Here is a 5,781-nt window from a genome sequence, read left to right as displayed (position 1 = left end):
CCGGCCGGACGCCCGGTAGCGGCCGGGGCCCGTTTCCGGCGTCCGGCGCGGGTACTGACTTTCCGAGGCGGTCCTGGCGTGCCGGTCCGGTCCTGGCGTCCCGGTTCGGGCCCCAACATGCCTGGGGCCGAAGCGGGTTACGAGCCCGGCTGGATGACCGTGACCCCGCGGCCCGCCGCCGATCCCATCGCCGCGAGGGCCGCCGGTGCGGCGTCGAGCGGGATCACCGAGGTGACCAGCAGGTCCGGGCGCAGCACCCCGGAGCGGACCAGTTCCATCATCGGCGGATACGCGTGCGCGGCCATCCCGTGACTGCCGAGGATCTCCAGCTCCCAGCCGATGACCCGCTCCATCGGCAGTACCGCCCCGCCGCCCGCCTCCGGCAGCAGCCCGACCTGTACGTGCCGACCCCGCCGCCTCAACCCGGTCACCGAGGCCGCCGCCGTCACGGGCGAGCCCAGGGCGTCGAGCGAGAGGTGCGCGCCCGCGCCGGTCACCTCGCGCACCGCGGCGGCCGTGTCACCAGCGGTGGCGTCCACGGTGTGCGCGGCGCCGAACTTCCGTGCCAGATCCAGTGCTTCCGGCGACGTGTCCACGGCCACCACCCGCGCGCCGGCCGCGGCCGCGATCATCACCGCCGAGAGGCCGACCCCGCCGCAGCCGTGCACCGCGACCCACTCGCCCGCAGCGACCCGCCCCCGCGCGACCACGGCCCGGAACGCCGTCGCGAAGCGGCAGCCCAGCCCGGCTGCCGTCGTGTAGGCGAGCCCGTCGGGCACGGCCACCAGGTTCACGTCGGCGTGGTCCAGGGCCACGTACTCGGCGAAGGACCCCCAGTGCGTGAACCCGGGCTGGGTCTGCCGGGCGCACACCTGGTGTTGGCCGGCCGCGCATTCGGCGCACCTGCCGCAGGCGCAGACGAACGGCGCGGTGACCCGGTCCCCGGCCCGCCATCCGGTGACGCCCGCCCCCACCGCCTCCACCACACCGGCGAGTTCGTGCCCGGGCACGTGCGGCAGCACGATGTCCGGGTCGTGTCCCATCCACCCGTGCCAGTCGCTGCGGCACAGTCCGGTGGCCTCCACCCGCACCACCACTCCGCCCGCCGGCGGAGCCGGGTCCGCGACCTCCCTGACCTCGGCCTGCTCGCCGTACCGCTCGAACACCACCGCGCGCATGCCAACCGCCTTCCGCTCGCCTGCCCGCACGCTACCCCCGGCCGTGCCCGGACCCCCCGGCCGTGCCGGCGACAAGAAGGTGGAAGTCATCACGTAGGCGTACCGCAGGCGGGACCCCACGGGGAGGGAGAAGCGGACGGCGCGTCGAGGCTACGGCGCGCCGTCCCCGGCCCTGGCCAGGGCGAGGACCCCGGCACAGATCAGGGCGATGCCCAGCAGCTGGGGGAGCAGCCACCACTGGGCCCGCAGGTGTTCTTCGTACAGCAGGACTCCGAGCGCGACGCTGACGCTCGCGTCGCCCAGGGTCAGCGCGGGTTGTGAGGCGACCAGCGGTCCGCCCTGCATGGCGTGCTCCAGGAGCAGCAGGGCGCAGATGCCGCTCGCGCCGAAGGCGTACGTCTCCCAGGTCGTCAGGAACGCCTCGATGCCGCCTTCGTCGAGGACGTGCACGGCCGACTTCATGAGCGCGGCGGTGAGCGCGTAGCAGACGGCGGTGGCGGCGCCCAGGCAGCCGGCCCGTGCCCGGCCGGGCGGCCGGCGCAGACCCGCCACGGTCAGGGCGGCCACCGCGGCCGCGCAGGCGGCCAGGGCCAGGATCCACCGGTCGAACGGTACGTCCGTACGGTTCCCCGACGGCGAGGCGGCCGCGAGCGTGACTCCGAGCCCGGCCACCACCCCCGCCACCGCCAGCCACAGGGCTCCGGGCAGCCGCTGCCGGGCGACCAGCGAGGCGATCAGCAGCGCGAGCGGCAGCTCCAGTACGAACAGCGGCTGTACGAGGGCCATCGGCCCGGTGGCGAGCGCCACGGCCTGGCCCGCCCCGGCGGCGATCACGGCCAGGATGCCGCCGATCCACACGGGGCGGCGCAGCAGGTCGAGGATCAGTCCGAAGCGGAAGCCGTCGCTCTGCGGCACGGTGAGCGCGGCCCGCCGCTGGAGCACGGTGGCCAGTGCGTTGCTGAACGCCGCGAACAGCGCGAAGAGGACCGGCAGGACGACGCCCATGCCCCGATCCTCACCGTGCCCCCGTCAGGGCCGCGCCCCGACACCGCCGCGGTGACGTTTCACCCCGAGCGTTCCCCCGTCCGGACCTGTCCGGTCCGGTCCAGGTGCGAGCCTGTCCGCTCCCGTCACGACCCGGCGGACACCTCCAGCACCGGGGGCGCGTTGCCCCCGGGACGGCTGCTCGCGGCCGGACCCGTAACAACTGGGCCGACGGTGAACCTGTCCCGCCCCGTCCGCGGGCAGCGGTACCGCCCGCCCGCCGGCAGCGGCCCTGGCCCCGCCCGTCAGCCCGCGGCGGGTGCCGCGTCCCGCTCCCGGGCCCGGCGCAGGGCGAGACCGGCCAGGGCCTCGGGGGCACCCGCCTGGTCCCGGATGCCGGGGAACGCGTTGACGTCCACGATCAGCGGCGATCCCCCCGCGTCGATGAGGTCCACTCCGTACACGTCCAGTCCGTACGCCTCCCCGGCCGCCCGTACGAGCGCGGCCCAGCCCGGGGGGAGTTCGTCCGGTCCCAGCGACCGGGCCGGCCCGCGGCCGTCCGGGGAGAGTTCGGAGCGGCGCAGGGCGGCGAAGACCTGATCGCCGACCGCCCACACCTTGTGGTCCCAGCCGCTGTTGGGCGCGAAGTCCTGCACCACCACCGGCTCCTCGGGCCACCGCGCCGCCAGCGCGCGCAGTCCCGCCGCGTCGTCGACCCGGGCGACCAGGTCGCCGCGTCGACTGTGCCGGCTCTTGACCACCACCGGTGCGGTCGGCGCGTGGCCGGATGCCCACCGCCCCAGGCCGCCGACGGTCCGGGTGACCGCGAAGGGCAGGCCGGCCCGCAGGGCGATGTCCGCCATCGCGGTCCGGTCCTGGCACCGCTCGGTCGCCGCCGCCGAGTTGACCACGACGGCGCCCCGCTCCTCCAGCTCCCGGGCCAGGGCCAGCGCCCGCGGGGTCCGCGACTTCAGCAGGTACACGTCGGCCACGGCACGCGGTGGAACGGACCCGGTGCGCGGGTCGAGCGCTTCGACGGGGTGCCCGGCCGCGGTCAGCAGGGCACTCGCCGCCGCGAGCAACGGGTGTCCGGGTTCCGGGGTGATCAGGCCGACCCTCACGCGCTGTCCACCGCCCGCACCGTGACCTGCGCGGGAATCGAGACGGGCAGCGACGGGTACACCACCGCCGTGGGCGCGGCCGGCGCGGCCGTACCGCCCGCGCGTGCCAGCCCGAGCACCGCCCGGGCCACCCGTGCCGCCGCGTCCGGTACCTTGCGGAAGCTCGGGAAGTCGTTCACGTCGACGACCACCGGCCCCTCGGGGCCCAGGAGTACGTCCACCCCGTACAGGTCGAGCCCGTACACCGCCCCCACCTGCGCGGCGAGCGCCGCGACCTCCGAGGACAGCGGCACGCGGCGCTCGCGCACCGAGGGGTCGGGGTGCAGCGGGGAGCAGCGCTCGGTCGCGAACAGTTCCCCGCCGACCGCGTACACCTTGATGTCGATGCCCGAATTGGGCACGTACGGCTGGGCGATGAGCATGCCCTCGCCCGCGAGTACGGGAAGCATCGCCCCCAGCCGGTCCGGCGAGGACAGCAGGTGCACGGCCCGCCCGGAGCTTCCGTCGGCCGGTTTGACGACGAGCGGGTACTCCGCCGCCGGTATCTCCCCGAGCAGTTCCGGGGCGGCCACCGCGTACGTCGTGGGCAGCGGGAGCCCCCGCACGCGGCCGATCGCCGCCGCGAGTGCCTTGTCCCGTACGCCGCGGATCGAGCGGGCGTCGTTGACCGTCGTCATCCCGGCGGCCGCGGCGGCCTCCAGAAGGGTCAGACCCGGGCCGCCGGACACCGTCTTGAGCACCCACGCGTCGTGCGCGCCGGTCCGCACCACCTCGGTCATCCGCAGCAGCGAACCGCCCGGCCGCACCACGTCGACCCGGTGCCCCCAGGCGGTCAGTTGCCGGATCACCTCGTTCGGCATGCCGTCATGGCGGTAGTGCTCCTCCACCAGGAAGCAGAGCCTCATGGACCTTCCCCGTATTCCCCGGACGTCCGCCGATTCCGTCCGGCGAGTTGTGACGTCACAGGATGTCATGAACCGCAATGTGCTGATCGGTCCGCGTGTGCGAAGGCGCGACGCCGGGCCACACCGCCCGGGACCGCGGCGCGCGAAGCACGGAGCGGGGTCACCGGCGTCAGTACCGGGCCCCACCACAACTAGGAGTGAAATATGGCAAAGCGACCTATAGGAGCAGCCGTGCCAGGTAAAACCCGCCAGGAACTTTCCAAAACGATCAATAACTCACCTATAGTTGACTCTCGTTACTCACAGGAACCCTCTCCTCCATTTACGCCCGGTATGAGGCTTTGATTGATGACGGCGCCGCCCTCCCCCCTTCGCCCCTCCGCGCTCGCCCTGCTGATCACCGCAGCCGCAGGCGGCGCGCTCTCCACGGCGGCGGTGGCCGCGGCCCCGTCGGCCGTCCGCGTCCCCCTCGCCTGGTTCTCCGGCTCCGGGGTGCTGCTGCTCGCCATCGCGGCCTTCGCCGTGACCTGGTCGGCACGCACCGCCCGGCTGCTGCGCGGCAGGGTCTCCGGTCTCACCGGTGAGATCACCTCGCGCGACGCGTACATCGCCCGGCTGACCGCCGACACCTCGCGCGACGCGGCCACCCACCACGCCGACCGCGGCCGGCTGGCCGGCGCCCACGCGGCCGAACTCGAAGGGCTGACAAGTGCCCACGCGGCGCAACTGGACGGCCTCGTCGCCGCTCACGCCATCGAGCTGGACCGGCTGACCGCGGCCCAGAGCGCCTCCCGCGAACGGCTCGGCAACGAGCTGCGCCGCGCCGAGTCCGGCCGGGCCGCCGCCATGGCCGCCGCCGCCAACGCGGCCGGCCGGATGCAGGCCCTGGCCACCGGCATGCTGGCCGACCTCCGCGACATGGAGCACCGGCACGCCGACGAGGACGTCCTCGGCGACCTGCTCCACCTCGACCACCGCACCGCGCAGGCCGGCCGCCTCGCCGACTCCATCGCCGTGCTCACCGGCGCCCGTTCGGGCCGCCGCTGGGCGAAGCCGATCGTCATGGAGTCCATCCTGCGCGGAGCCATGGGCCGCATCGGCGGCTACCAGCGGGTGCGGCTGCACTCCACCAGCGACGCCGCCGTCGCCGGCCACGCCGCCGAGGGCGTCATGCACGCCCTCGCCGAACTGCTCGACAACGCCGCGAACTTCTCCCCGCCGACCGCCGAGGTCCACGTCTACGTGGAGGAGGTCCCGGCCGGCATCATCATCACCGTCGAGGACAGCGGCCTGGTCATGAGCGAGGTCCAGCTGCGCCGCGCCCAGCAGGCCGTGACCGCCGAGTCGCTGGACCTGGCCGGGCTCTCCGGCACCCGCCTCGGCCTCGCCGTCGTCGGCCGCCTCGCCCGCAAACACGGGCTGACGGTCTCCTTCCGGCCCTCCGCGCGCGGCGGTACCGGCGCGCTGATGATGCTGCCCCAGGAGCTGATCAGCCGTACCCCGTCCGACGCGGAGAGCGGCCCCGCCCTGGTGGCGAACCTGCAGGACGTGAAGACGCAGCTGGCGGCGCTGATGCCGGCCGGCTTCGTGACG

Annotated in this window: 5 protein-coding genes; 1 reads left to right on the top strand and 4 read right to left on the bottom strand. The window is 74.7% G+C overall.

Annotation, left to right across the window (positions count from 1 at the left end):
* Window positions 1–137: 137 nt before the first annotated feature.
* The 4 genes from ABT106_RS30835 to ABT106_RS30820 form a co-directional block, all read right to left on the bottom strand.
* Complete coding sequence (locus tag ABT106_RS30835; protein ID WP_351284051.1) at window positions 138–1,178, bottom strand: zinc-dependent alcohol dehydrogenase family protein; 1,041 nt, start codon at window positions 1,176–1,178, stop codon at window positions 138–140.
* 150 nt (window positions 1,179–1,328) lie between these two features.
* Window positions 1,329–2,183 (bottom strand): DMT family transporter, encoded by an 855-nt coding sequence (locus ABT106_RS30830; RefSeq protein WP_351284048.1) that lies wholly within the window; start codon window positions 2,181–2,183, stop codon window positions 1,329–1,331.
* Window positions 2,184–2,467: 284 nt separating this feature from the next.
* Complete coding sequence (locus ABT106_RS30825) at window positions 2,468–3,283, bottom strand: ATP-grasp domain-containing protein (RefSeq protein WP_351284045.1); 816 nt, start codon at window positions 3,281–3,283, stop codon at window positions 2,468–2,470.
* Window positions 3,280–4,188 (bottom strand): ATP-grasp domain-containing protein, encoded by a 909-nt coding sequence (locus ABT106_RS30820; RefSeq protein ID WP_351284043.1) that lies wholly within the window; start codon window positions 4,186–4,188, stop codon window positions 3,280–3,282. Before ABT106_RS30820 ends, ABT106_RS30825 begins: the two co-directional genes overlap by 4 nt.
* Window positions 4,189–4,536: 348 nt before the next feature.
* Here ABT106_RS30820 and ABT106_RS30815 point away from each other — a divergent pair.
* A partial coding sequence (locus ABT106_RS30815; RefSeq protein WP_351284040.1) for a sensor histidine kinase occupies window positions 4,537–5,781 on the top strand: 1,245 nt, incomplete at its 3' end.

Source organism: Streptomyces sp. NPDC002044 (assembly GCF_040296725.1).
Classification (GTDB): domain Bacteria; phylum Actinomycetota; class Actinomycetes; order Streptomycetales; family Streptomycetaceae; genus Streptomyces; species Streptomyces antarcticus.
Note: the sequence above shows the minus strand (reverse complement) of the source record. Positions and strands in the feature narration are given on the sequence as shown.

Bases quoted from the DNA above. Each gene is read 5' to 3' on its own strand.
- ABT106_RS30835 (WP_351284051.1), bottom strand. From the start codon at position 1,178: ATGCGCGCGGTGGTGTTCGAGCGGTACGGCGAGCAGGCCGAGGTCAGG.
- ABT106_RS30830 (WP_351284048.1), bottom strand. From the start codon at position 2,183: ATGGGCGTCGTCCTGCCGGTCCTCTTCGCGCTGTTCGCGGCGTTCAGC.
- ABT106_RS30820 (WP_351284043.1), bottom strand. From the start codon at position 4,188: ATGAGGCTCTGCTTCCTGGTGGAGGAGCACTACCGCCATGACGGCATG.